At 67.0% G+C, this 24543-nt stretch carries 21 protein-coding genes; 11 read left to right on the top strand and 10 right to left on the bottom strand.

The genetic code is table 11. The annotated features are described in order from the left end of the window. Window positions 1-88 precede the first annotated feature (88 nt). The 4 genes from leuS to nadD are packed head-to-tail and all read left to right on the top strand — an operon-like array spanning window position 89 to window position 5136. Window positions 89-2854, top strand: a complete 2766-nt coding sequence (gene leuS / locus ACQGNJ_RS11880) for a leucine--tRNA ligase (protein ID WP_426689458.1) — start codon at window positions 89-91, stop codon at window positions 2852-2854. A 5-nt stretch (window positions 2855-2859) separates the two neighbouring features. Beyond that, entirely contained in the window at window positions 2860-3420 is a 561-nt protein-coding gene (locus ACQGNJ_RS11875; RefSeq protein ID WP_426689457.1) for an LPS-assembly lipoprotein LptE, read from the top strand. Beyond that, window positions 3420-4430, top strand: coding sequence for a DNA polymerase III subunit delta (holA, locus tag ACQGNJ_RS11870; protein ID WP_426689456.1), 1011 nt, complete (start codon window positions 3420-3422; stop codon window positions 4428-4430). The genes ACQGNJ_RS11875 and holA overlap by 1 nt, the downstream gene beginning before the upstream one ends. 49 nt (window positions 4431-4479) lie before the next feature. Beyond that, window positions 4480-5136 carry a nicotinate-nucleotide adenylyltransferase gene (gene nadD, locus ACQGNJ_RS11865; RefSeq protein WP_426689455.1) on the top strand — a complete coding sequence of 219 codons (657 nt, stop codon included), beginning with the start codon at window positions 4480-4482 and terminating at the stop codon, window positions 5134-5136. 54 nt (window positions 5137-5190) lie between these two features. Here the strand turns inward: nadD and ACQGNJ_RS11860 are convergent, their stop codons facing one another. The 8 genes from ACQGNJ_RS11860 to ACQGNJ_RS11825 all read right to left on the bottom strand — a co-directional run bounded on the left by ACQGNJ_RS11860 (window position 5191) and on the right by ACQGNJ_RS11825 (window position 17298). Continuing rightward, entirely contained in the window at window positions 5191-6747 is a 1557-nt protein-coding gene (locus ACQGNJ_RS11860) for a PepSY-associated TM helix domain-containing protein (RefSeq protein WP_426689454.1), read from the bottom strand. A 1-nt stretch (window position 6748) separates the two neighbouring features. Next, the gene (locus ACQGNJ_RS11855; RefSeq protein ID WP_426689453.1) at window positions 6749-7012 is read right to left on the bottom strand and encodes a hypothetical protein; all 264 of its coding nucleotides are present in this window, start codon (window positions 7010-7012) and stop codon (window positions 6749-6751) included. A gap of 85 nt (window positions 7013-7097) precedes the next feature. After that, complete coding sequence (locus ACQGNJ_RS11850) at window positions 7098-7385, bottom strand: hypothetical protein (RefSeq protein WP_426689452.1); 288 nt, start codon at window positions 7383-7385, stop codon at window positions 7098-7100. Window positions 7386-7394: 9 nt separating this feature from the next. Further along, a complete protein-coding gene (locus tag ACQGNJ_RS11845; protein WP_426689451.1) occupies window positions 7395-9554 on the bottom strand; it encodes a TonB-dependent siderophore receptor in 2160 nt (719 codons plus the stop codon). A 239-nt stretch (window positions 9555-9793) separates the two neighbouring features. Further along, a complete protein-coding gene (locus tag ACQGNJ_RS11840) occupies window positions 9794-11668 on the bottom strand; it encodes a 3'-5' exonuclease (RefSeq protein WP_426689450.1) in 1875 nt (624 codons plus the stop codon). Between the two features lie 415 nt (window positions 11669-12083). Next, the gene (locus ACQGNJ_RS11835) at window positions 12084-14516 is read right to left on the bottom strand and encodes a YbcC family protein (RefSeq protein ID WP_426689449.1); all 2433 of its coding nucleotides are present in this window, start codon (window positions 14514-14516) and stop codon (window positions 12084-12086) included. A 23-nt stretch (window positions 14517-14539) separates the two neighbouring features. Continuing rightward, the gene (locus ACQGNJ_RS11830; protein ID WP_426689448.1) at window positions 14540-16111 is read right to left on the bottom strand and encodes a proton-conducting transporter transmembrane domain-containing protein; all 1572 of its coding nucleotides are present in this window, start codon (window positions 16109-16111) and stop codon (window positions 14540-14542) included. A 179-nt stretch (window positions 16112-16290) separates the two neighbouring features. After that, window positions 16291-17298, bottom strand: a complete 1008-nt coding sequence (locus ACQGNJ_RS11825) for an L-threonylcarbamoyladenylate synthase (RefSeq protein ID WP_426689447.1) — start codon at window positions 17296-17298, stop codon at window positions 16291-16293. Between the two features lie 204 nt (window positions 17299-17502). Here ACQGNJ_RS11825 and ACQGNJ_RS11820 point away from each other — a divergent pair, with 204 nt between their 5' ends. Continuing rightward, window positions 17503-18420 carry a LysR family transcriptional regulator gene (locus tag ACQGNJ_RS11820; protein WP_426689446.1) on the top strand — a complete coding sequence of 306 codons (918 nt, stop codon included), beginning with the start codon at window positions 17503-17505 and terminating at the stop codon, window positions 18418-18420. Here the strand turns inward: ACQGNJ_RS11820 and ACQGNJ_RS11815 are convergent. Beyond that, window positions 18417-19328, bottom strand: a complete 912-nt coding sequence (locus ACQGNJ_RS11815) for an oxygenase MpaB family protein (protein ID WP_426689445.1) — start codon at window positions 19326-19328, stop codon at window positions 18417-18419. The genes ACQGNJ_RS11820 and ACQGNJ_RS11815 overlap by 4 nt on opposite strands. 234 nt (window positions 19329-19562) lie before the next feature. Here ACQGNJ_RS11815 and ACQGNJ_RS11810 point away from each other — a divergent pair, with 234 nt between their 5' ends. Continuing rightward, entirely contained in the window at window positions 19563-20648 is a 1086-nt protein-coding gene (locus ACQGNJ_RS11810; protein ID WP_426689444.1) for a 3-deoxy-7-phosphoheptulonate synthase, read from the top strand. 13 nt (window positions 20649-20661) lie between these two features. On the opposite strand, the gene ACQGNJ_RS11805 is transcribed toward ACQGNJ_RS11810, so the two are convergent. Beyond that, window positions 20662-21087 (bottom strand): OsmC family protein, encoded by a 426-nt coding sequence (locus tag ACQGNJ_RS11805; RefSeq protein WP_426689443.1) that lies wholly within the window; start codon window positions 21085-21087, stop codon window positions 20662-20664. Between the two features lie 150 nt (window positions 21088-21237). Between ACQGNJ_RS11805 and ACQGNJ_RS11800 the strand changes: the two genes are divergently transcribed. The 5 genes from ACQGNJ_RS11800 to rlmH all read left to right on the top strand — a co-directional run bounded on the left by ACQGNJ_RS11800 (window position 21238) and on the right by rlmH (window position 24492). Further along, window positions 21238-21513: a GNAT family N-acetyltransferase gene (locus tag ACQGNJ_RS11800; RefSeq protein ID WP_426689442.1), complete on the top strand. Its 276-nt coding sequence runs from the start codon at window positions 21238-21240 to the stop codon at window positions 21511-21513. Between the two features lie 22 nt (window positions 21514-21535). Then, window positions 21536-22228 carry a DUF1345 domain-containing protein gene (locus tag ACQGNJ_RS11795; protein WP_426689441.1) on the top strand — a complete coding sequence of 231 codons (693 nt, stop codon included), beginning with the start codon at window positions 21536-21538 and terminating at the stop codon, window positions 22226-22228. 136 nt (window positions 22229-22364) lie between these two features. Next, the gene (locus ACQGNJ_RS11790; protein WP_426689440.1) at window positions 22365-23447 is read left to right on the top strand and encodes an NAD(P)H-dependent flavin oxidoreductase; all 1083 of its coding nucleotides are present in this window, start codon (window positions 22365-22367) and stop codon (window positions 23445-23447) included. A 103-nt stretch (window positions 23448-23550) separates the two neighbouring features. Then, window positions 23551-23937: a ribosome silencing factor gene (gene rsfS / locus ACQGNJ_RS11785; protein WP_426689439.1), complete on the top strand. Its 387-nt coding sequence runs from the start codon at window positions 23551-23553 to the stop codon at window positions 23935-23937. Between the two features lie 84 nt (window positions 23938-24021). After that, window positions 24022-24492, top strand: coding sequence for a 23S rRNA (pseudouridine(1915)-N(3))-methyltransferase RlmH (gene rlmH, locus ACQGNJ_RS11780; protein WP_426689438.1), 471 nt, complete (start codon window positions 24022-24024; stop codon window positions 24490-24492). Window positions 24493-24543: the final 51 nt, after the last annotated feature.

Genomic DNA, 24543 nt, shown 5'->3' with positions numbered 1-24543 from the left:
TGGCGCCCGGGCCGCGCTGGGCTAGTCTGACCAGTTCACTCAAGCCGGTCCTTGCCGGCTCGCATCAACCGCATATGGCATCGTGATCATGCAGGACACCCAAGCCCCGACCACCCCCGAGCACGAAGAAGGCGGTTATCGCCCGCAGGCCGTCGAGGCGGCCGCCCAGCAGTACTGGACGGCGCAGCGCGCGTACGAGGTGGGCGAGGACGACCCGCGGCCGAAGTTCTACTGCCTGTCGATGCTGCCGTATCCGTCCGGTGCGCTGCACATGGGCCACGTGCGCAACTACACCATCGGCGACGTGATCAGCCGCTACCAGCGCATGCAGGGCAAGAACGTGCTGCAGCCGATGGGTTGGGATGCGTTCGGCCTGCCGGCGGAGAACGCCGCAATCAAGAACCACACCGCGCCGGCGAAATGGACCTACGCCAACATCGATCACATGCGCAGCCAGCTGAAGTCGCTGGGCTACGCGATCGACTGGAGCCGCGAGTTCGCCACCTGCCGCCCGGACTATTACCGCTGGGAACAGCTGATGTTCACCCGGCTGCTGAAGAAGGGCATGGCCTACCGCAAGAACGCGGTGGTGAACTGGGATCCGGTCGACCAGACCGTGCTGGCCAACGAGCAGGTGGTCGACGGCCGCGGCTGGCGCTCCGGCGCCATCGTGGAGAAGCGCGAGATCCCGCAGTGGTTCCTGAAGATCACCGACTACGCGCAGGAATTGCTGGACGGCCTGGACACGCTGCCGGGCTGGCCCGACGCGGTGAAGACCATGCAGCGCAACTGGCTCGGTCGCAGCGAGGGGCTGGAGATCCGCTTCGACGTCTATGACGACCAGGCGCCGGTCGAGCCGATCAAGGTATTCACCACCCGCCCGGACACGCTGATGGGGGTGACCTTTTTGTCGATCGCCGCCGAGCATCCGCTGGCCCAGTACGCAGCGCTGGCGCGCCCCCTGCTGGCCGACTTCATCGCCGGCCTGCGCCAGGGCGGGGTGTCCGAAGCGGAACTGGAAACCCAGGAAAAGCGCGGCATGGACACCGGCCTGCGCGCGGTGCACCCGATCACCGGCGAAGGCCTGCCGGTGTATGTGGCGAACTTCGTGTTGATGAACTACGGCACCGGCGCGGTGATGGCGGTGCCCGGGCATGACCAGCGCGACTGGGAATTCGCCAAGCGCTACAGCCTGCCAATCAAGATGGTGGTGGTCGATCGCAGCGTGCTCGACGCGGTGCGCGAGATCGGCCACGACCTGTCCAGCGGCGCCGGCGCGGACTCGATGGGGGCGGCGCTGGGCGGTGGCCACACCGACGCCTACGACACCAAGTCGGCGGTGCAGGTGATCGAGGATTTCGAGCAGCGCATCATGCAGCAGTGCGCGTTCACCGAACGCGGCATCCTGGTCAACTCGGGCGAGTACGACGGGCTCGATTTCCAGCAGGCGCTGGATGCGCTGGCCAAGCGTTTCGAGGCCGAGGAGCGTGGCCAGCGCCGGGTGAATTTCCGCCTGCGCGACTGGGGCGTCAGCCGTCAGCGCTACTGGGGCTGCCCGATCCCGGTGATCTATTGTCCCAGGTGCGAAGCGGTGCCGGTGCCGGAAGACCAACTGCCGGTGGTGCTGCCGGAGGACGTCGCGTTCAGTGGCGTGCAGTCGCCGATCAAGGCCGATCCGGAGTGGCGCAAGACCACTTGCCCGCAGTGCGGCGGCCCGGCCGAGCGCGAGACCGACACCTTCGACACCTTCATGGAGTCGAGCTGGTATTACGCGCGCTACACCAGCCCGGGCGCCGACGCGCAGATCGACGCGCGTGCCAACCATTGGCTGCCGGTCGACCAGTACATCGGCGGCATCGAACACGCGATCATGCATCTGCTGTATTTCCGCTTCTATCACAAGCTGCTGCGTGACGCGGGCATGGTGAATTCGGACGAGCCGGCACAGAACCTGCTGTGCCAGGGCATGGTCATCGCCGACACGTTCTACCGCGACAACGCCGACGGCTCGAAGGACTGGATCAACCCGGCCGAGGTGGAAATCCAGCGCGACGAGAAGGGCCGCGTGACCGGCGCCCTGCTGAAGGCCGACGGCCAGGGCGTGAAGATCGGCGGCACCGAAAAGATGTCGAAGTCGAAGAACAACGGCATCGATCCGCAAACCATGGTCGCCAAGTACGGCGCCGACACGGTGCGCCTGTTCTCGATGTTCGCCGCGCCGCCGGAGCAGTCGCTGGAATGGAGCGAGGCCGGCGTGGAGGGCATGGCGCGCTTCCTCAAGCGGCTGTGGCGCGAGGTGACTGCGCACGCGGCGGGGCCGGATCATGCGGTGACCGATCCCGCCGCGCTGGATGCGGGCCAGAAGACCCTGCGCCGCCAGCTGCACGAGACGATCCAGAAGGTCAGCGACGACTTCGGCCGGCGTCATGCGTTCAACACCGCGATCGCCGCGCTGATGGAACTGCTGAACGCGCTGGGCAAGTTCAATGACACCAGCGAGCAGGGCCGCGCCGTGCGCCACGAGGCACTGGAAGCGATGGTGCTGCTGCTGAATCCGGTGGTGCCGCATGTCAGTCATGCCTTGTGGCAGGTGCTGGGTCATCCCGAAAGCGTGCTGGAAGACCAGCCGTGGCCGCAGGTGGACCAGGCCGCACTGGTACGCGACACGCTGACGCTGGCGGTGCAGGTCAACGGCAAGTTGCGCGCTACCATCGAGCTTGCCGCGAATGCATCGAAGGAAGATGCCGAGGCACTGGCGCTGGCCCAGTCGCCGGTGGCCCACTTCCTGGAAGGCCTGACCATACGCAAGGTGATCGTGGTGCCCGGCAAGATCGTCAACATCGTCGCAGGATGAAATCCATGAGCTTCATGAAAGCGGGTCGTCTGTTCCACGCTGCCTTCCAGGCTGCTCTGCTGCTGGCCGCCGCTCTGGCGCTGTCTTCCTGCGGATTCCACCTGCGCGGGAACGCGAACCTGCCGCCGCAGATGCAGCGGGTGCACCTCACGGTCAGTGGCGGCGGCGAGCTCGAGCGGCGCCTGACCCGTGCCCTGGAAACCTCCGATGTCACGGTCGAGGACAATGGCGGCCCGGGTATCGCCGAGCTGCGCGTGCCGGTGGCGACGTTCAGCACCGAGACGCTGAGTGCCGGCGGCTACGTGCGGATCACCGAATATGCGGTGCGCTACCACGTCGAGTTCGAGGCCAACGATGCCGACGGCCATGCGCTGCTGCCGCATCAGCGCATCGACATGTCGCGCGAGTACAGCTACGACGCCAGCAATACCGTCGGCAACGAGTCGCAGGTGCAGGAACTGCAGCGCAGCCTCAACGACGACATGGTGCAGGCGATCCTGTTCCGCCTGCAGGCCGCCAGCAGGCACCAGCTGGCCGAGCCGGCCAGCGCCGCCAGCCCGCACTGATGCCGCAGAGCCCCGGCCAATGGCAGAAGGCGCTGGCCGCCGATCGCCTGCAGTCGGTCTACCTGCTGGCCGGCGAGCCGCTGCTGGTGCTGGAGGCTGCCGACGCCTTGCGCGCCCACGCCCGCCAGCTGGGTTACAACGAGCGCGACGTGCTCGAGGTAGGCCAGCATTTCGACTGGAATGAGCTGGCCCGGTCCGGTGCCTCGATGTCGCTGTTTGCCAGTCGGCGGTTGATCGATCTGCGACTGCCCAGCGGGCGCCCCGGCATCGAGGGCGCCAAGGCGATCAACGCCTTTTGTGCCGATCCGCCGCCGGACGTGACTTTGCTGATCACCGCGATGGAGTGGAGCAACAAGCACGACGGCGCGTGGAGCAAGAAGCTCGACGCCAGCGGCTGCATGGTGGTGTTCAATGCGCCGCGACCGAACGAATGGGCGAGCTGGATCACCGCCCGGCTGGCCTCGCGCCGACTGTCCGCCACGTCCGATGCGGTGGCGCTGCTGGCCGATCGCGTCGAGGGCAACCTGCTGGCCGCTGCGCAGGAAATCGACAAGCTCGCCGTGCTGCACGGCGAGGGCCGCATCGACGCCGCCGAAATGGAGAACCTGGTCGCCGACAGCGCCCGCTACGACGTGTTCAAGCTCACCGACGCGGCCTTCCTGGGCGAGGGCGCGCGCGCGCTGCGCATCCTCGCCGGGCTGCGTTCGGAGGGCGACGAACTGCTCGCGCTGATGGGTTGGCTGGTCAATCAATTGCAGCTGGCCCTGCGCCTGGCCAACGCGCCGGACCTTGCCGCGCAATTCCGCGCCGAGCACCTGTGGCAGGCGCGCGAGAATCTGTTCCGCCAGGCGTTGCGCCGCGCACCGCGCGAACATTGGCTGCAGTGTCTGGCCCGTGCCTCGCGCATCGACCGCATGGTCAAGGGCCGCGAGCAGGGCAATCCGTGGCAGGAAGCCGAACGCCTGATTGCCGCCATCGCCGAACCACGCGCCGCCCGAGCGCTCGCATGACCGCTTCCACCCCTGCGTGCAGGGGAGGGTTGGGGAAGGGGTAAAGCTCTTGCCACAAACCACCAGCAAACCATTGGCACTCTTCGGCGGCACCTTCGACCCGGTGCACCTGGGTCATCTCAGCGTGGCGTGGGAAGCGGCCGAATTGCTGGACGCCGAAGTGCGCCTGCTGCCCGCCAGCGTGCCGCCGCATCGTGATGCGCCGGTTGCCTCGGCGACACAGCGCGCGGCAATTCTGCGGGCGGCACTGAAAGGCCAGTCACGACTCAGCCTCGACACGCGTGAACTGGATCGTGCCGGTCCCTCGTACACGATCGACACCCTGCACGAGTTGCGTGCCGAGCAAGGTGATCGACCGCTGGTGCTGCTGGTAGGTGCGGATGCTTTCGCCCAGCTTGCCAGCTGGCACCGCTGGCGCGAGCTGTTCGATGTGGCGCACATTGGCGTCTTGAGCCGGCCGGGTATCAGTGCCGTGTTGTCCGATGAGCTGGAGTGCGAGGTCGCTCACCGGCGCATCGCCAGCGCCGCCAGCTTGTGCCGACTGCCTGCGGGCAAGCTCATCGAGCTCGCCGTCACCCCGCTGGAAATTTCCGCCACCCGCATTCGCGCGCTGCTCGCGGCTGGACGTGATCCGCGCTATCTGCTCGCTGCCGGCGTGTTCGACGATGTGACCCTGCTGGCCCCCTACCGCCAACGCTCTTCGTAGGAGCCTGTGTGCGAGCGATGCTTCGACGACCATCGCCCGCACGCGGGCTCCTGGCTACCCGGGAGCAATGGACCACACGCTGTGGCTGGCGCCATCGCGGCCACGGCGTGCCGCGGCCCGGGCCAGCGAGGCGAAGCCGGCGGCCATCGCCAGGGCGCCCAGATCAATCGCGAACAGCGAGTCGTGACCGGCTGCAGCACTGCGCCACAACCACCAGCCGGTGGCGAAGCCATGGGCCAGCGGAATCAGTGCGGTGATGAACGCTGCCAGCCACAACAATTCGCGCGCGGCCAGCAGGGGCGCGCGCCAGGATGCCCATGCCGCGCAAAGCGCCCAGCTGACGAAACAGATCAAGCGTTCGCCGGCAGCGACATGCCAGCCCAGCGCTGGCAGCAGCTGGGCCGCGACGAAGGCGGCGGAAATCGCCACGCAGACACCGAGGCACACGCCCACGGTGGCACGCGCCATCAGCATCGATGAGTGGCCCTGTTCGGCCTGGCGACGCTTGCGTCGCGACTCGATCCACAGCAGGTTGCCGGAGTAGAACAGGAAGGCGCCGCCCAGACCCAGCAGGAAATACAGCCATTGCACTACGACGTTGCCGTAGTCGCCGAAGTGCAGCGCATAGACCGCCGCCAGCACCGCGTGATTGGCATCGCGCGAGCCGGACAACTGGGTGGCAAGCAAGACGCCGCTGGTGGCATCCAGCGCCACCGCGCCAGCGCCGAGTCCACGCGGCGCTGCGCCGGTGATCTCGACCACGGCATGGGCGTCGCCAGCGTGTGAGAGTTTCAGATAACCAGGCACGAAGTCGGCCACACCACGGCTCTGCGCCACTTCGATCGAGCGTGCATGCCAGCGCGCCAGTGGCGACAGCGAGCCGGGAACCTCGGCCTTCCCCACGATCGGCGCGGTGTCCATCGCCGCGGCCGAGGCGGCCAGCAGCTTGCCGTCGTGGATCAACGGATTCAGCGCCAGCATCAGCACGAACAGCAGGCACAGCAGCGCGCCGGTGACCGCAAACATCATGTGGAACGGCAGGCTGAGCACGCCGATCACGTTGTGCGCGTCCTGCCAGAAACGCTTGAGATTGCGCCCGGGACGCAGCGCGAACAGGTCCTTGGCCAGCCGCGGCAGATGGATCACGAGGCCCGACACCAACGCGATGCCATACAGCAGGCTGACCAGTCCCATCAGCCAGCTGCCGACCAGCGGCAGTCCCAGCGTGTAGTGCAATTCGTTGAGCAACTCGGGCAGGCTGGTGCCGGGACGCTGGGCGCTGCCGGCCGGGTTGGCCGGCGTGGCAAACAGCCAGTGGCCTTCGCGATCCTGCCAGTAGGCGGTGGGCTCGGCCAGCTCGTAGCCGGGGAAGGTCATGCCCAGGTGTTCGCGTGCCGCGGGGTGTTGCGCGAGCACCTGATCGAGCAGGCGCTGCGCCTCGGCGAGGGTACTGGTCGCCACCGGTTGTACGGTTGCCCATTGCTGCAGCGGCTGATGAAACACCGTGAGCGCGCCGGCGTAGAACGCCACGAACAGCGCGAAGCCAGCGAGCATGCCCACCCATGAGTGCAAGCTGGTGAAAGTGCGCAAGGTGGCGGGTTGCAGTTTCATCTCAGCGAACCCAGCCGGCGGCCTGCAGCAGCCACAACAGGCCGAGCCCGAACAGTGCCAGTCCGCTCAACCACAGCCACGCACGTTTGCCGCTGGAGAAGCGCAGTGACGTGCACAGCACACCGATCCACAGCGGGAAGAAGCACAGCAGGCCGACCATCATGGTCGATTGCCACGCGCCGGGCAGCAACCAGCTGACCAGGCCCAGCAGCGCGGCGGCAAGAAAGAAACCGGGCACGATGCCGGCGCCAAGTCGTGCCCACATCAGTGCCGTCCCCACGCAAGGCTGCGGCGCGTGCACGTCGGCGGCGAGCCTGGGCGTCTCCTGCGAGAGGTGTGGGAACCGGACATCAGTCCTGCTCCGGCGGGACGACGTCTGCGTCCGGGCTGCCGATGAACAAGGCCAGCCACGGCTGCACGATCAGCCCCAGCATCACGCTGGCCAGCATCGCGCACAGGCCGGAGGCGATGCCAAAAGCACTGGTCCAGCCGAGCAGCGACAGCAAGGCCAGCGCAGCGCCTGCACCGCGTGCCAGTCGTGGCTGGCCACGCAATGCGGGCCACCGGCAATGCGGCGAAGCGGCGTACCACGCGGTGGCGGAACACGCGGCGAACACGAAAGCCAGCAGGCTGATCATGTCGGCGCCTTACCAGCGGTAACGCGCGCTGGCGGTGACCGTGCGCTCGTAGCCGTAGTAGCACCAGTAGGCGCTGTTGCAGGCCGAGACGTAGGTCTTGTCGGTGAGGTTGCTGACGTTCAACTGCAATCGCCAGCCGCCGGTGTCGTAGTGCAAGGCGGCGTCGAGCAGGGTGTACGACGGCGTCTTCCAGTCGTTGTAGATGTCGCCGTAATGCTCGCCCACGTAACGCACGCCGCCGCCGAAACCGAGCCCGGCCAGCGCGCCGCCGACGATGGTGTAGTCGGCGCCCAGCGCGGCCTGCTGCTGCGGCAGCAGGGCGATCTGCTGGCCCAGCGAAGGCAGGTCGTTGGTGCGGATGATTTTCGAGTTGCTGTACGTGTAGTCGCCATACACGCCGAGGTTGGCAGCGAGGTTCCAGCGGCCTTCCAGTTCGACGCCGCGCAGGCGGGTCTCACCCTGTTGCACCTGGTACAGCGTGTGGTTGGGGTCGATCGTCAGCGAGTTCTGCTGGGTGATCTGGTAGACCGACGCGGTGAGCAAACCGTTGCCGCCAGCCGGCTGGTACTTCAGGCCGGCTTCGTACTGGTCGCCGGTGGTGGGCCTGAAGGCCTTGCCGGCGAAGTCGGTGCCCACGGTGGGCTGGAACGAGTGCGAGTACGAGGCATACGGCGCCAGGCCATTGTCGAACAGGTAGTTGATGCCGATGCGAGCGGAGAACGCGTCATCGGTCTGATCCGCGGTGCTGCCGCCGATCAGGTTGTCGGTGTCGGTTTTCACATGGTCCTGGCGACCGCCGACGGTGATGCCCCAGCGGCCCAGCTTGATCTGGTCCTGCAGATAGACGCCCAGTTGCGACTGCGTCTGCATCGTGTGGCTGGTGTAAGCCGGAACCGTCACCGGGCTGCCGTAGACGGGGTTGAAGACGTCCAGTCCGCCGACGCTGAAGTCGAACGCGGACGCATAGTCGTCCTTGCCGCGGCGGTAGTCCACGCCGGCCAGCACGATATGCTGCACCTTGCCGGCGTCGAAGGTGTATTGCAGGTTGTTGTCGACGCCGAAGGTCCTGGTGTGGTTCTCGTTCGGGAACAGATAACGCAGCAGGGTGCGGCCGTCGCCGATCAGGCCGAAGGCGCCCACGTTGCCGCCGTTGTTGTCCACGTCGGCCTTGCCGTAGCGCAGGTTCTGATTGAACGCCAGGTCGTTGGCGAAGTCGTGGTGGAACTCGTAGCCGATCGACGCGATCGTCTTGTCGTAATCGTTCTGGCCCGGCTCGCCGGTGAAGCGGTTGCGCGGGATCTTGCCGTTCGGGTTCGGCAGCAGGGTGCCATCGGCGGGGAGGAAACCGCCGCCGCTGGCCGTATTGGCTTTCTGGAGGTGCGACAGCACAGTCAGCGAAGTCCGGTTGCTCGGCTTCCAGGTCAGTGCCGGGGCGAGGTAGTAACGGTCGTCCCTGATGTAATCGACCATGGTGTCGCTGTTGCGGGCCAGGCCGGTGAGCCGATACAGGACAGTGCCGGAATCGTTCAGCGGGCCAGCGAAATCGAAGCTGCCCTGGCGCAGGTCGAAACTGCCGAGCTCGACGCCCACCTCATGCAACGGCTGTTCGGTCGGCCGCTTGCTGACCATGTTGACCATGCCGCCCGGCGGCATCGCGCCGTAGACCACCGACGACGGACCCTTGAGCACTTCCAGCCGCTCCAGCCCGTACGGCTCGATGCGGGTGATGCCGGTGCCCGAGCCGGCGGCCAGCGCCAGCCCGTCCATGTAGCGCGCGGGCGTGAAACCGCGCACCAGCAGCCAGTCGCTGCGCGAATCGGCGCCGTAGCCGCCGCCCTGGGCGCCGGCGGTGTACCACACCGCTTCCTCGATGCCCTGGATGCCGCGCCGGCTCATCTGCTCATCGGTGATCACCGACACCGACTGCGTGATCTCGATGATCGGCGTATCAGTCTTGGTCACCGCGTCGCTGTCTTTCGCGATCGGCGCGGTGACCTGCACGCCGGCGAGGGTGGTCGCCGTCTTCTGCTGTGGCTCGGTGGCATGCGCGGGCGCGCTCAGCGCAGCCAGCAGCGGCAGGCCGGACAAGGCCATGCGGATGGCCCGCGGCAGGGCGGGACAGCGGCGCGGGTGTGCGCTCGCAACGGACGGGAAGGGCAGCGATGACATCGGAAACCTTGTGGGCAGATTGAGGTGTTGGCGGTGCGCGGTGAAGCGGGTCGGCATCGACCTGGCGTCATCGCGCAATCGCGCGCCATCTGCACCGGACGGCGCCGGGCATGTGCCTGCAGCGGCGTCGCACCAGACATGCCATCAAGTGAGAATGATTCTTATCATATGGTTGGTCGCCCCACCTGGCAACCGCTTCCGCCATCGCCACCCGCGGCGCAGTGCCGCGGATGGCGGCCTCAGGCGCCGGCCAATTGCGCGGTGACGTCGTTGATCGAGTCGCGGATGCGCTTGCTGAACACCGAGTCGTCGTGATGGATCAGCAGCAGGTGTTCGGTGGCGCGGGTCATCGCCACGTAGAGCAGGCGTGCCTCGTCGGCTTCGGACTGGCCTTCCTTGGGCAGGCCGCCGATGCCGGGAATGATCACGAACGGAAATTCCAGCCCCTTGCTGGAGTGCATGGTCACCAGCTTCACGCTGTCCTCGACCACGAACAGGGCTTGCTTGCCGGCGTTGTCGGCCAGCCGGCTGGGGATGTCCAGCCGCTTGAGCACTTCGTGCAGCTTGTCGCCTTCCCACTGGTTGCGGTAGATCACCGCCATGTCGGAATACGGACGGCCGTGCGCGTGCTCGTCGCGCAGTCGGGCGACCAGTACATCCATCTGTGCGCGGGCCGTGTCGGTGCGCACCAGTTCGGGTACGGCGCCGCGGCGGCCGGCGCTTTCCGGCGCGATCAACGGCACGCCGTCGCCGTCGGCCTCGTCGCTGCGCGAGGCGAGCAAGTCCTGCGCGAAGGTGCGCGCCACCGAAAGAATTTCCAGCGTGTTGCGGTAGTTGAGCTTGAGGATGGTGGTGCGGCCCTGTGCCTGCACGCCGAGGCTTTTCCAGCTGATCTTGCGGCGGTTGGGGTTGCCGTAGATGTTCTGCGCGTCGTCGTACAGCACCAGCAGCGAGTTGGTGTCCGGGTCGAGCATCTGCACGATCAGCTTGTACCAGTCTGGCTCGAAGTCGTGACCTTCGTCGATCAGCACCGCGCCGTACTGGGCGCGCGGAATCTGGCCGCGGTCGACGCCGGCGATCACCGCTGGCGGCAGCGCTTCGAAGAACGCCTTGCCGCCGCCGGTTGGCAGCGGTTCGTTGTAGGCCACCAGCATCTTGCGACACCACTTGTGGAAGTTGTAGACCTGCACCTTCTCGCCCAGCCCGCGCTCGCCGATCAGCTGTTCCAGTCGCGCCGCCAGGGTCTTGTTGTAGCAAAGCACCAGGATGGGCTTTGCAAGTTCACGCGCCAGCTGCATCGCGCGGAAGCCGAGGATCATCGTCTTGCCGGAGCCGGCCACGCCGTGGATGACCCGGTGTTCGCCGCCGAGCGAACGCGCCAGCTGCTCCTGCTGCGAGTCCATCACCTTGATCAGGTCGGGGATCTCCAGCGGCCGCACGGCGGCATCGGTGGGGCCGAACAGGCCGAACTGGCCGCTGCCGGCTTCCACGCGCAATTCCGGGAACAGGTGCCAGCGCACGCGGTCGATCTGCGGCAAGGTGAGTGCCACCGGATACACCTGCGGAAACATCGCCCACAACCGCTCCTGGAACGCCTCGGCCTCGACCGTCTCGTACAGCTCGTCGCGGCAGATCACCAGATGCTCCGGCAGCACCTCGCCCAGTGCGCCCTCGTCGAACTGCTTGCGGGTGATGTTGGCCAGCACCACGCCCCAGCCCCACGGCATGATCAGCTTGCCGGCATGGCGCGAGCCTTCGGGATGACGCAGCGCCGGATCGCGTTCCAGCACCACGCCGATCTCCAGTGCGTACGCGCGTGCCTGCAGCAGCGGGCTGTTTTCCTTGATCAGCCCGCGCTCGGTGACCAGGGTGAACTGGGTGCTGTCGGCATGGCGGATGGTGTCGGCCTTCCAGTCCTTCACCTCCAGCACCAGCAGGCCGCGACGCGGATGGAAAATCACGAAGTCCGGGTGGCGCTGCTTCAACCCGACCGGCACGTCGTACCACAGCAGGTAATCGTCCTCGAGCTTCTGTTCCAGCCGTTCGGAAACACGCTTCTCGCCGCCGGTCATCCGCGGCAGGCAGCTGTTGCGGGTGGGGATGAGTAATGCCACGGGCGCACCTGACTGACGTATCCAGGCGACGTTAGCCGATAGCGTGGAAGTGTCAATCCTGCATCGCCGGCCGGGGCTGCTCGACGTCCGCGCTCCTCGCCGGGGGATGCTTCCCGGTGGCCGTGGTCGAGCTGGCAATTCAGCAAGGTTGCAATGAGGCGTCGCAGCACGCTCGCAGCACGCAGTCGAGGATATCGCACCTCCAGCGGGGTCATGATGTCTGGCGCTGGCAAGGGGCATCCCCAGCCCTGCACTCATGTCCGGATTCGCCAGTGTCAGTCGAGTCCTGGTTCGGCTGTGAATGCTTGTTGTGCCTTGGTCGTTTCCCGTTCCACGGCGGGATTTGTTCAGCGACGAGCGATGCGTGCGGCAGCGGGCATCGGCAGGGCGGCGGTGTTTCGGACGGGCCGACCACTCATGCGAGGGCGACATCGGCGGTTGCCAACCTCGCTTCGGTGTCAGACATCGGTTGCCAGCAACGATCGCCGGCATACCGCCAGGCCATCCGGCCCCGCTCATCCAGCGCGAAGAGATGCATCCAGCGATGCTCAAACAGCGAGCGCAGGTTGTGGTGACGTTCGAGGATGGCGCCGATGGCCTCGCGCGGCGCATCCACCAGTACCGACATGCGCCGCGGCTGGTGCATCAGCTGCTCGCCGTCGTGCACCGATTGCCACGGTAGTCCCGCACGCAGCAGGCCGCCATTGCCTTCCACCACGCCGATGCCGCCGGTGACGTTGTGCAGCAGTTTGTTGCCGGCACCGAACAAGGTCGGCGCCACGCTGGAACCGTAGTATTGCAAGCTGATCCAGCTGGCGACGACGACCGGTGCAGTGAGGATCATTTCCAGTACGCCGAAGCCTTCGTCCTGCTGCCACTCGTAGTCATGCAGGAACGCGCGCCCGCCAAGGTCACGCGTGGCTGTGCGCCGGCGCGGCGCGACGATGAAGGCCTGGCATCCAGCCAGCGCCCACTCGGGGCGAACTTGGGACCAGTCGCTCGCGCGGCGCAAGACATCCTCGCCCTTGGCGGCACCGGGCAGGCGCAGCATGCGCTCGCTGCGCGCGAGCTGGCCTGCGGCTGCCATCCAGCAGTTCGCCTGGGCGAGATCGGCGGCATGCGCACTGGATGGATGATCCGTGTCGTACAGGACCACGGTGTCCGTGGTGCTGACGTGCAACGCGCCCACGAACAGCGTATCCGCCGGAATCACGATGCCGCGTGAGGCCAGCCCCGCACGGACGTCCGGATCGTTGAGCAGGCCGGCCATCAAGCGCGCGTTGACGTCGCCGGCATGGCCTCCGCAGGCGCCACAGTCGAGCCCGCTGCCATGTGGATTGTTGACCACCGTGGCGCCATGCCCGGCGAGCACGACCAGCCGCGCAAAGTTTCGGGTCAGCGACATCGCGCGCAGCGCTCCGGCCGCTGTGGCAACGCGTGCTTCGAGGTCGAGCGCGGAATCGATCCGTGGCCTCGGTTCGACAGGTTTTGCTGCATGCCCGAAGCCGAGCCCGTCGCGCAGCAGCTTGCCGATGTAGAGCGGGCCGGTGGCTTCGACGAAGGCAAACGACGAGATCGCCGCCAGCTTGAAACGTCCCCAGGCGCGGGTGGCTCGATGATCGATGCGTCGATCCTGATCACGCTGCGCGGTGTTGTCGTCCGCGGCGCCCGCGCAGCTTTTCAATTGAGGGTGCAGCAACACCGGCAGGCGCGCTTCCGCCACGTCGGAAGCAAACCGACGATGGGCCAGGCCGATGCCGAAGAAGCCTGCCATTCCCAGTGTCTGGATCCGCGGATCGACGCGTTCCAGCGCACGCCGGAATACCTCGGAACGCACGTCGATGCAAAACGCCATCTGCAGCGGTGCGCGGCCTGGCGAGGACGCGGCGACGTCGCGTGACAGCACGACGGCCAACTGGCGTTGTCCAGCGCGCTCGAAGGCTTCCTGCAGGACGGCGTCGATCAGGTCGTCGCGCGTCGGGGCGAGTGGTTCGGCGTACGCCGAGATCGCGGCGTGCCAGTCCGGCTCGATGGCGGCGGCATGTTGTCGCCACAACGCCACCTCCCATGCCAGCCGGATCGCCAGCAGGTCGGTCACCGTGCTGTCGGTGCCGCCGGCCAGTTCGGTCTGCCATTGTCGGTAGCGCGCCATCTGCGACCAGCCGCCAAGGCTGACCAGCAAGCGGTGGAAATAGCTCTCCAGCGCGGCGTCGCTGAGGCCCAGATCAGCGACGCCCGCGGCGATGGCCTTTTCGGCGGTCTCCGGAAGCAGCGAAACCTGACTGGCGAAACCTTTCAGTCCGGCGATCTCGGGTGTCAGGTCCAGGCTGGCGAAGGCACGCCAGGCGTCATAGGCGTTGCGTGCCTGGGGTGCTGACCACAAGGCCTGGCCCTGGTCGAAATAGCCGGCTGCCCAATGGCTGAGGCGTGCGGCGACGATTCCGGACCAGTCGCTGCCGCTGGCAGCGCTGGCCAGGGCTGCGACCGTGGGACGCGCGCCGAGGATCCGCGAGTCCATCGATGCGCTCGCTTTCAGTTGCGCCAGGGTTTCGATGGCGGGAATTGACGGAGCCGCTTTCCATGCGGCGGCAAGGTCGGCATCGCTGATCTCGCCGGCGCGCATGCGGTCGGCATACCAGCGACGCGGCATGGTGCTGCGCACGCCGGCCGCGCGGCCGAGGCGCGCGGAGGTCATCGCCAGTGTTTCATCGACATGACCCAGATACGGGTTCACCGCGACGCTGGTGGCCAGTGGCCATAGCGGCGGAATCAATCGGGCCGCACGTTGTGCCGCGTCGTGAATGGATGCGGCGGTGGTCGGCTGATCGGGGCAGACGGACATCAGCATGGCGGAGTTCCTGGCGCAGGGATTCACGAGGCTTTGCGGGTGGACCAGCCGCCAAGCAGCCGCTCGAAGGCTGCGTTGACGTAGAGGCCGTTCGACAGGTGCACGCGCAAGCCGCGGGCCGCCGGATGCCCGGCCCACAGCGGCAGCAGGGCCTGTGCCACCGCGACTGCGCCGAAACTGAGGATCGCCAGCATCATCAGGGTCCAGGCGAGCCGATCGGGCGCGGGCGTGGCGGGCAGGGTGCCGGCGGTAAGCCAGCCGGCCGTGACTTGCAGACTGAAGTAGCCGATGGCGGCGGCCGTGGAATAGAGCACGGTCTTGCGGGTGAGCGCGCGAGGCGCGGCGTCGGCCAGGCCCTGGGCCAGCAGGTAGGCCACCCCGAAGATCAGGATTGCGCCCAGTGCCAGCGCCTGCGGCGACTCGTGCTGCATGCCGAACAGCCGTCCAAACACCGTGCCGATCACTGCGTAGATGGTGATGGCCAGCAGGAAGGCGCGGCCCACGGCGGCACCATCAGGTACCGCAACCGGCCCGGGTCGGCGGGTGGCGACGACCTGCTCGACGGCACCGCCGGAGGCGAGGAACGAGTGTGCCTTGTACAGCGAATGCGCCACGATGTGCAGCAAGGCCAGCGGGAACAACGCCAGCCCGCATTGCAGCGTCATGAAGCCCATTTGCGCCACCGTCGACCAGGCCAGCGAAGTCTTCACCGCCGGCTGGGTCAGCATCACCAGCGCGCCGAAGATCGCGGTGAAGCCGCCGACCATGGCCAGCACGGCCAGCACGCCCGGAACCAGCAACATCACGTCGGCGAAACGGATCAGCAGAAAGCCGCCTGCATTGATCACGCCCGCGTGCAGCAGAGCGGAGACCGGCGTGGGCGCCTCCATCACCTCGGTCAGCCATCCATGGGTGGGAAATTGTGCCGATTTGAGCAGGGCGGCCACGGCCAGCGCCGCCGCGGCCAGTGTCACGATCGCGGGCATTTCGCCGGTGCGGGCCGCGGCGTTGATGGCGGCGATGTCGGTGCTGCCATAGCCATCGGCAAGCAGGGCGGCGGCGAGCACCAGCGCCCCGGCGCCGATGCTGGAGAACAGCAGCTTCTTTCGCGCGGCGCGCTGTGCGGCATCACGCTCGGCGTAGAACAGCAGCAGTTGGCGCAGCGCGACACTGACGGCGATCCAGGCGAGCACCAGCTGGATCACGTTGCCGGCGCCGACCAGCAGCAGGACGGCCGCCAACGCCGCGCATAGCCAGCCGGTGAAGGCACCCTGGCGCGCTTCGCCATCGAGGTAGTTGCGGGTGTAGCGCACCACGATCCAGCCGACGAAGCTGACCAGCAGGAGCATGCTGGCGCTCACTGCGTCGAGGCGTGCCGACAAGCCGATGCCGTGGCTGCCGAGGAGCATGCTGTCGCCCGACCCTTTCATGACCAGCAGCACCAGTGAGGCCAGTGCGATCAGCAGCGCCAGCAGGGCGCAAAGCTCGGCGACTTGCGGTACGGGATGCGGACGTCGTCCTGGTCGCACGGCGGAGAAAACGGCGGCAAGCAACAAGGGCAGCGGTGCGGCCAGCGGGAGCAGATAGAGCGACAAGGCAGATCTCCGGGCAGGGTTTCGCTGGCGACACGGTAATGGCCGGATCGCAAGGATAAAAATTCATTGTTTGACGGATTTGATTCGATATAAACGAACGATGGTGAAGCGTCGACGCAAGCCGATGCGGCCCGGGTTGTTCAGTGCCATCCGGAAAGACGAACGTCAGGACGCCAGCGCTAGTCCGTGCCACCCTCGAATACGCGGCCGTCGCCGAGACCTGCAGCGCGCAGCAGACGATCGCGTAGCGCAACGCCGAGCCCTTCGTCCGGTGGCATCACGACCACCAGCACGTCCAGCGCCAGGACATCGGCTTCGCGCAGCCGTGCATACAGTCGCCGGGCCTGCTCCTCACTTGCCGACCCCAGCGGCAACCAGGAGACGTCGGCAGGCAGGCTGGTTGGCGGTTGTGCCGAAAGCACGCCTGCGCGGGCGCCGCGCTGGCGCCATGCTTCCACTATCCCGGCGAGCTCCGTCGGCGTGGCCAGCACCACTTTGGCGCGGGGTGCGTAGTGCGAGGTCATCGCGCCGGGACGTCGGACCTCGGGCGCAAGCCGGGCTACGGGCGCCAGGCCGGTAGCCCGCTGCAAATCATCTGCGGTAATCCGACCGGGCCGCAGGATGCGCAGGCCTGCCTCCGGGAAGTCCACGATGGTCGACTCGATGCCAACCTGGCAAGGACCGCCGTCGAGCACCACATCGACCGCGTCGCCCAGTTCCGTCAGGACGTGCTGCGCCGTGGTGGGGCTGACTCGCCCGTGACGATTGGCCGAAGGTGCGGCGACACCGTCGCCGAACTTTTCGAGGACGGCGAGTGCCAGTGGGTGGGCCGGAACGCGCAGCGCCACCGTATCCAGTCCACCGGTGACCTGGTCAGGCACGCCGGGCAGACGTGGCAGCACCAGGGTCAGTGGTCCGGGCCAGAACGCTTCGGCGAGGCGCCATGCAGCTGGCGGCACCTCGCGCGACCATTGCTCAATCTGATCGCGGTGATGGATATGCACGATCAGCGGATGATCGACGGGGCGGCGCTTGGCCGAAAAGATTCGCGCCAGCGCATCGGCATTGCGTGCATCGGCGCCCAGGCCGTAGACGGTTTCGGTGGGCAGGCCGATCAGGCCGCCCGCACGCAGAACGCTGGCCGCGCGTTCGACGTCGCCGGTCAGTCGGGCATCGAGTCTGTTCAAGAACGCGCCACCGGCAGGTGGCTGGTCGATCGAGCGGCTGGAGATGCGCTCTTCCCCATGACGGCGGATGAGGAGCGGGTGGGCGAGAGGCTCGGTGGCAAGGCAGTTCTCCGGGATGCAGCGTTGCTGACAACAGCTTAGCCATTTCCAGACTCTGAAAGAAATTCATTGTCTGCTTGATTTTGTTCGTTAAAATCGAACGTCATGAGTGCACTGAACTACAACCATCTGCGTTACTTCTGGGCGGTTGCCCACGATGGCAACCTGACCCGTACGGCGGCGCGTCTGAACGTGACGCAGTCGGTGCTGTCCGTGCAGATCCGCAAGCTGGAAGAGCGGCTGGGACATGCGCTGTTCGAGCGGCGGGGTCGGCAACTGCATCTCACTGAAGTGGGCCGCATCACGCTGGATCACGCCGATGCCATCTTCGCCACCGGCGAGGAACTGCTGGGCACCTTGCGCGACGCCGGTGCCAGTCGGCGCGCGCTGCGTGTGGGTGCCCAGGCCACGTTGTCGCGCAACTTCCAGATGGAATTCCTGCAGCCCGTGCTGGGGCGGCCGGACATCGAGCTGATCGTGCGTTCGGGGCAGCCGGCCGAACTGCTCGCCTCGTTGCAGTCGTTGAGCCTGGACATCGTGCTGATCAACCAGCCGCCGGCGCGCGATGCGCTCACGCCGTTTGTCTCCCATCGGCTGGCCGAACGGGCGGTCAGCCTGATCGGCACGCCCAGGCGTTTCCGCAAGCCATGCAGTCTGGCCGAGCGCCTGCAGAAGCACCCGGTGATTCTGCCGACTCGCGACACCAGCATACGAACCGGCTTCGATGCGCTGGTGGATCGCCTCGGCGTGCGGCCACACATCGTTGCCGAGGTGGACGACATGGCGATGATGCGCTTGCTGGCGCGCGAGGACATCGGTCTTGCCGTATTGCCAGCGATCGTGGTGAAAGACGAAATCGGCGCCGGCACGCTGGTGGAGGGCGATCCGCTCAAGGGCATCACGGAAACCTTCTATGCGGTGACCATGGACCGGCGTTACCCCAATCCGCTGTTGCGCGAGTTGATCCAGCACGAGCGGACATTGTCCCGGCAGAACGAGCGGGCTCAGCAGGGCGCCGGCTAGGGCCAGTGCTGCAACAACTCCGCGGCGACATCCACGCGTCGACAGGCGCGACTGGCGATGCCGTCACGCAGTGCGGCACGGAACACGGGCGCCACGGACCACAAGGCGCCTGCCGCCAGACGGGCGTGGCGCTGCTGACCCAACGAGCGCCCCAGCTTCGTGATCGCCCAGTCCGGCAGCAGGGCGCTGCCGGCAAGCAGGAACAGGTCACGCGACAAGCCGGCCGCCGGCACCGGCAGGCGCACTTCGCCGAGCAGGCCGAGCACCACGCGCGAGCGCTCCGTATAGGCCAGTTCCGGCTGGATGCGCCTGAAATACTCGGTGACCTCGTGTTCGCTGGCCGGGACCTCGCGCGCGCCCAGCGCCTCGGCGATACGGCGTACCTCGTCGTAATAGCGATCCGCCGCGCCGGCCGGCATCGCGATATGGCTGTAGCGACGATAGCCCTGCAGGAAGCAGTACGCCTCGCTGACGTGCACCCAGGTCAGCAGGTCGGGGTCATTGGCACTGTATGGACGTCCATCTTCCGCGTGGCCGGTGATGTGGTCGTGGATCTGCCGCACATGCGCAATCAGCGCCTCGGCCTGCGCGCGCGGCGCGTAGGTGGTGCCGCCGACGAAGGCGGTGGTGCGGCGCAGCCGGCCGATCAGGTCGCCGCGGAAGTTGGAGTGGTCCCACACTCCGGCCAGCGCCAGCGGATGCAGGGTCTGCAGGGTCAGCGCGGCGAGGCCGCCGGCCAGCATGCCGGGGAAGTCCGAGTGCACGCGCCAGGTGGCGCTGTGCGGGCCGAACAGGCCGGGGTCGCCGTGCGGATGGTCGTAGTCGAGGCTGCCGGTGTCGGCGCGCGGGAAGGCGCGCAGCACCCAGTGGCGGATCGGTTGGCGAAGCACATGGAGGGGCGAGGGCATCCGTGCAGTCTATCGGCAAGACGGCGAAAAGTTTGATTTGGACGGCCATTGTGTTATGTATGGCGCCATGCATTCCGCCACCGCCCGCCTGTATTTCTGGTTTTACGGCTATCCGAAGCCAACGGCGGCGGCGCGGGCGCGATCATGCTGAACTGATCGACACAACCACACCGAACCGCCATTCCACGGCGGTTTTTTTATGGCCGCCACCTGAAACCCTCCAGGAAAGCTGCCATGCATACCACCGACGACCTGCGCATCCGCGCGATAACCCGCCTCAGCACACCGGCCGAGGTCATGCGCGATTGCGCCGCCAGCGAGGCGGCGATCGCCACCGTGGATGCCTCGCGGCAGGCACTGCATGGCATCCTCGTCGGCGACGACGATCGCCTGGCGGTGGTGATCGGGCCATGCTCGATCCACGACACCGACGCGGCGCTGGAATACGCCGGCCGGCTGGTGGCGTTGCGCCGCGAATTCGGCGACGCGCTGGAGATCGTGATGCGCGTGTACTTCGAGAAGCCGCGCACCACGGTCGGCTGGAAGGGGCTGATCAACGATCCCGAGCTCGACGGCAGTTTCCAGATCGACAAGGGCCTGCGCCTGGCGCGCGGCCTGTTGCGCGACATCAATGCGCTGGGCGTGCCGGCCGGCTGCGAATTCCTCGACATGATCACGCCGCAATACATCGCCGACCTGGTGGCATGGGGCGCGATCGGCGCGCGGACCACCGAGAGCCAGGTGCACCGCGAGCTGGCCTCCGGGCTGTCCTGTCCGGTCGGTTTCAAGAACGGCACCGACGGCAACGTGAAGATCGCGGTGGATGCGGTGCAGGCCGCCGGGCAGGAGCATCACTTCATGGCGGTGACCAAGGACGGCCAGGCGGCGGTGGCGACCACCAGCGGCAACGGCGACTGCCACGTGATCCTGCGTGGCGGCAAGTTGCCGAACTACGATGCGGCCAGCGTCGATGCCGCCTGTGCCGCGATCGACAAGGCCGGTCTGGCCGGGCGCGTGATGATCGACGTCAGCCACGCCAACAGCGGCAAGCATCCCGAAAACCAGCCCCGGGTGATCGAGGATATCGCCACGCGCATCGCTGCCGGCGAGCGGCGGATTCTCGGCGTGATGGTCGAAAGCCATCTGCTCGGCGGGCGGCAGGAACTGCAGCCGGGCCAGCCCTTGCGCTACGGCCAGAGCATCACCGATGGCTGCCTCGACTGGGAGAGTTCAGTGCGCGTGCTGCAGCGGCTGGCGCAGTCGGTGCGCCAGCGTCGCCAGCTGGAAGCGGCGACCCTGGCGACCGAGGCGGCGGCCTGAGACGTCGGCTGGCTCAGTTCTTCAGTCGTGCGTCCAGCGTGATCGTGGCCTTGAGCACCTTGGAGACCGGACAGCCCTGTTTGGTCGCCTGCGCGATGCGGTCGAACGTGGCGTCGTCGGCTCCCGGCACGCTGGCCTCGCAGGAAAGATGGACGGCGGTGATCGAGAAGCCGTCGCCGTCCTTGTCGAGGGTTACCGCAGCCGTGGTGTCGATGCTGTCGGCCGTCAGCCCCGCATTGCCCAGACCCAGCGACAGCGCCATCGAAAAGCAGGCGGCATGGGCCGCGGCGATCAGCTCCTCGGGATTGGTGCCGGGGCCGTCCTCGAAGCGCGACTTGAAGCCATACGGCGCCTCGCGCAACGCGGGGGTCTCGGTTGAAATGTTGCCCTGGCCGTCCTTGATGCCACCGGACCAGTGGGCGGATGCGGACTTCTTCATGCAAACCTCCTGCGCGAAATGACGGGGATGAACGCGCACCATGCCCGATGATCCATGCAGCTGGCGCGAACGAATCGGTGCGCGGGCTTCACGCCCGATTGCCCTGCGCGCCGTACCATCGCCGTTTGCCCTTCCTCTGTGAGACTCGCCATGTCATTCGTCGCCCAGCATGATCGCGCCGCCCATCGTTTCCATGTCGAGGTGGAAGGTTCGTCCTGCGTGCTCGATTACACCCTGGCCGCGGACGTGATGACGATCACCCACACCGGCGTGCCGACGGCAGTGGGCGGCCGCGGCATTGCTGCGGCGCTGATGCAGGCAGCGATCGATGCCGCGCGCGGCGAAGGCTGGAAAATCATCCCTGCCTGCTCCTATGCTGCCAGCTGGATGCAACGGCACCCGGCCGACGCCGACCTGCTGGCGTGAACCCTTACCCGCGGAGTGATCCATGAGCCAGCGTTCGACGCAGGACGAGCGCGACACGCCGAAGGCGTCCGGCTGGCGCCCATGGGGATTCGCCAAAGGGCGGCCGTGGACGGTGGCTTCACTGGTGATTTTCCTGCTGGCGGTCACCGGTCTGCTGGGCTGCGGATTCGCGCTGCCGAAGGCGCTGCTGCTCGGCTTCGACCTCGCCGCGGCGATTTTCCTCGGCCTGCTCGCGCACCTTTTCAACCAGGCGGTGCCCGCCATGATGCGGCAACAGGCCAGGGCGATCGATACCGGACGCTGGGGCGTGCTGCTGGGTGGCGTGCTGTTGTCTGCGGTGGTGCTGGGCGCGCTGGCGCTGGAACTGCACGCGGCCAAGGGTGGAGGCTTGCTGGACCTGCTGGTGAGTGTGCTCAGCGTGGTGCTGAGCTGGCTGTTTCTCAACGTGATGTTTGCGGTCCATTACGCCCACGGCTATTACGGTGATCTGGGCAAGCAGCACGCCGGTCTCGAATTCCCGGATACGCCCGAGCCGGATTATTGGGATTTCGCCTATTTCTCCATCGTGATCGGGATGACCTTCCAGGTCTCCGACGTGCAGATCACCAGCAACTATCTGCGTCGTGTCGCGCTGCTGCACAGTGTGATCGCGTTCTTCTTCAACGTGTTCATCATCGCGATCACGGTGAACATCGTGGCCGGGCAGGGCGGCTGATCCGATCCGGCCGGGCACCCGGACTGGGGCCATGCCGGAGGCCGACAGCCCGTGCCGCCCGGATTGCGAGTTGCCGGCTTCATTTGACCAGTGAGTCGTTGGATACTTGCCTCATCTTCCGGGCAGGCCATCGAGCATGAGTGCGTCATTCGCGAGCCGGCTGGGTATCGAACATCCATTGATCCAGGCGCCGATGGCCGGTTCCGCGCCGGCGGCGCTGGTGGCCGCGGTGTCGAACGCGGGTGCGCTGGGATCGCTCGGCGCCGGCTATCTGGAGCCGCAGGCGATCCTCGACCAGGCCGCCGCGATCCGCGCGCAGTGCGATCGACCTTATGCGATGGGCCTGTTCGTGTTGCCGGACGAATTCACCGCCGACATGATGGCGGTGACGAAGGCGCGCGAACAACTCGATGCGCTGATGGCGCACGAAGGCCTCGATGTGCGCACCAGCATGCCCACGCATTGGGCGCCTCGCTTCTCCGACCAGTTCGCCGCGCTGTGCGAGGCGCGTCCGGCAGTGGCGAGTTTCGCGTTCGGCGTGATCAGCCCGGCGCAGCTGCGCGAACTGCGCCAGCGCGACATCTATGTGATCGGCACCGCCACCACGGTGGCTGAAGCGCGCGCCTGGGCCGATGCCGGTGCCGACGCGGTTTCCATGCAGGGCGCCGAGGCCGGCGGCCATCGCGGCAACTTCCTGCACGAGGCGGAGGACGCGATGATCGGGTTGTTCGCGCTGTTGCCACTGACCGTGCGTGCGCTGGCGACACTTGACCGGGATGTCCCGGTGATTGCCGCCGGCGGCATCATGGATGGTCGCGGCATGCTGGCGGCCGAAGTGCTCGGCGCGGCAGCGAGCCAGCTCGGCACCGCCTTCCTCACCTGTCCCGAATGCTCCGCGGCCGACGCCTGGAAGCAGGATCTGTCGCAGGTCGAGGCCCACCAGGTCACCACCATCCTGGGGTTCTCCGGCCGCGCCGCTCGCGGTCGGCGCAACCGCTTCGTCGAGGCGATGCCACAGGCGACGCAGGGCCTGCCATACCCCATCCTGAATGCGCTCACCGCACCGTTGCGCCGCGCCGCGGCCGCTGCGGGTCGCGGCGACCTGTTGTCCGAATGGTGCGGCCAGGCTGCCGCCATGGTTCGCCCGCAACCTGCCGCCGAGCTGGTCGCGCGGCTGATGCACGAGTACCGGCTGGCCCGCCGTTCGCTGGCGCATTGAGCGGTCTCACGCGCTCCGCTGCCCTTGACCTGCCCTGGCGGCGGGCCGGTTATACTGCGCCCGCGCCATATTGCGCTGCGACTTCGCACCGAGGCCCATCCTCTTGAGCACTGCCCGTACCAACAAGTCCGTCACCACGGCCACTCTGCGCAAGTCGGTCATCGACGCGCTGGAAGAATTGAAAGCCAAGGACGTGCGCGAGATCGACGTCCGCGGCAAGACCTCCATCGCCGACCTGCTGGTGATTGCTTCGGGCACCTCCGCCCGTCACGTCAAGTCGATTGCCGACGAAGTCACCAAGTTTGCCAAAAAGGCCGGCGTGATGCCGCTGGGCGTGGAAGGCGAGACCGAGGGCGAGTGGGTGCTGGTGGATCTGGGCGACGTGATCGTCCACGTGATGCTGCCGCGCATCCGCGAGTTCTACGGTCTGGAACGGCTGTGGACGGTGGGCGACCACGGCCACGAAGGCGACGTTGTTCAAGCTGGCTGAGTTTTTTGCGGGCGCGTCGCCCACCGCCATCCTCTCCCATCCGCGAGAGAACCCCCTTCGGTCGTCGGCTGATGGAAGCCTGCCATGCGCGCACGCCTGATCGCTGTCGGTGAACGCATGCCGGCATGGGTGGCCGAGGGCTTTGCCGAATACCGCAAGCGCCTGTCGCATGAGCTGCCGCTGGAACTGATCGAACTGAAACCCGGCACCCGCGGCAAGGGTCGCGACGATGCACGGGCGATCCAGGACGAAGGTGCCGCCATCCTCGCCGCCTTGCCCCAGGACATCCATGTGATTGCACTGGATGGCCGCGGCAAGACCTGGTCCAGCGAGGAGCTGGCCGGTCAATTGGCGACCTGGCGCATGGGTGGTCGCGACCTGGCCTTCCTCATCGGCGGCCCCGACGGCCACGCACCGGAGGTGCTGCAGCGCGCCGACCAGCGCTGGTCGCTGGGACCGCTCACCTTGCCGCACATGCTGGTGCGGCTGGTGCTGGCCGAGCAGCTGTATCGCGCCACCACCATCATGGCCGGCCATCCCTACCATCGAGGCTGAGGTGTGACGTGGCCACGGCCGATGTTGTGCGATGCTTCCGTTCCCCGTTCC

Source organism: Rhodanobacter ginsengiterrae (assembly GCF_050026815.1).
Lineage (GTDB): Bacteria > Pseudomonadota > Gammaproteobacteria > Xanthomonadales > Rhodanobacteraceae > Rhodanobacter > Rhodanobacter ginsengiterrae.
The sequence above is the reverse complement of the archived record's forward strand: the minus strand, read 5'-3'. Positions and strand labels throughout refer to the sequence as shown.